Origin of the sequence: Psychrobacter sp. FME5 (assembly GCF_014861375.1) — a bacterium.
In the GTDB taxonomy this organism is placed as follows: Bacteria; Pseudomonadota; Gammaproteobacteria; order Pseudomonadales; family Moraxellaceae; genus Psychrobacter.
Genome location: NZ_RRYX01000211.1, coordinates 1 through 1,718 on the forward strand (window position 1 = coordinate 1; position 1,718 = coordinate 1,718).

Here is a 1,718-nt window from a genome sequence, read left to right on the forward strand (position 1 = left end):
CGATCTAAGTATAGCTTATTCTGAAATATCTATGCTAATTGATGACACGCCCTAGTAAATAGATACTTTAGCATTATTAATATTTTAGGCTCAGCAGAGACAACGCTGTATTTTCTAATAATGTTAATTGTAACGTTATTCTCTTTTTTAAATAAATCTTATAGCAAAATCATGTTTGTATTCAATATCATTATGTCATTAGTAGTGCTAGTTAGCTTTTTATACGTGATTGAAGCAACAGTCTCATTTATGCTTTATAAGGATATTTTCTTATCTTATTATTGATTCTTAGATTGAAAGATGAAGTGCATTCCGTCAACATTATAAATTTAGATAATTATAATTTATCAAAAAATTTAAACCAAAAAAAGGACGCCTCTCAGCGTCCTTTTTTTCTACTTATAAAGTAAATCAAATACTTAGAAGTTAAAGATTACTCTTCAACACCAGCATCTTGACCTTTATATTTAGCGTTTGCGTAGTCCCAGTTTACTAGCTTGTCTAGGAAGGTGTCGACGTAATCAGGACGACGGTTGCGATAATCGATATAGTAAGCATGTTCCCATACGTCACAAGTCAATACCGCGACTTGGTCGTGTGCTAATGGGTTATCAGCGTTACCAGTTTTCGCGATTGATAGTTTGCCACCGACTTTATCAGCAACTAGCCATGCCCAACCTGAACCAAACTGTGAAGTCGCTGCGTTTTTGAACTCTTCACGGAACTTATCATAGCTACCGAAATCTTCTTCGATTTTAGCTTTCAAGTCACCAGTAGGTTCGCCGCCGCCGTTTTCTGGCGTCATGCAGTTCCAATAGAAAGTGTGATTCCATACTTGGGCTGCTTGGTTAAACATCGTTTTTTTGTTGTCATCTTTCGACGCTGCAACGATGATTTCTGGCAATGTTTTGTCTTCTAGACCAGAACCAGGTAGCAAGTCATTTAGCTTGTTTACATAAGCGGCATGATGCTTGTCATGATGGTATTCTAGCGTCTCAGCACTGATATGTGGCTCAAGCGCGTCTTTTGCATATGGTAGGTCTGGTAAAGTAATATTTGACATAGTTATTTTATCCTTGCTGGTTTAGCCATTAGTATTAGGTATAGCGTAAAAGCAATGCTATAAATTATTGGACTAAATTGGCTTAGTTTATTGTTAGTTAAATCTGTGACTCAATATGCTTAACATATTGCTGTAAACCTAAAAAAGTACTAAATTATAAAACCATCTTAAGCAGGCAAAACTCAATCGTTGTCATACCGTTAAACACCAAGTTACTGACTTAAAAGTCGTTATTGGCATTTAAAAGTATTGTTAACTTTAAGTTCACAAGCTATAAGATATAATTCACTGTAACTTGCCGCTTATTATAGCAACAGTGACGACAAATATCAGTTACCAAATGTTATGAATCGCCGTTTACTTATGCTAATTGGTAATTTAGCCAGTGACAGCATAGAATATGCAGACGCAATCAAGGCAAGCGCCATTAAGATAGCTTGTAAGAACCCTGCCAAAATGTCGCTATGCTGCCTATCACTATTAAAACATAGTTAAAACACCCCACTCTCAACATCAAAAGTGATTGAAAAAAGAAGAGCATCTCACTAATCTATTGTTTTCGACCAAGAATACAACGGAGTCATGAGATGCCCATAGACGAATTTATCATCAATATCTATTTAATGGTAGAGCAATATTACAAAATAGTCGTCAC

1 protein-coding gene is annotated in these 1,718 nt (G+C 35.7%); it reads right to left on the reverse strand.

What is annotated here, in order from left to right:
• Positions 1-433: 433 nt before the first annotated feature.
• Positions 434-1,063, reverse strand: a complete 630-nt coding sequence (locus EI161_RS14215; protein ID WP_192524923.1) for a superoxide dismutase — start codon at positions 1,061-1,063, stop codon at positions 434-436.
• Positions 1,064-1,718 lie beyond the last annotated feature (655 nt).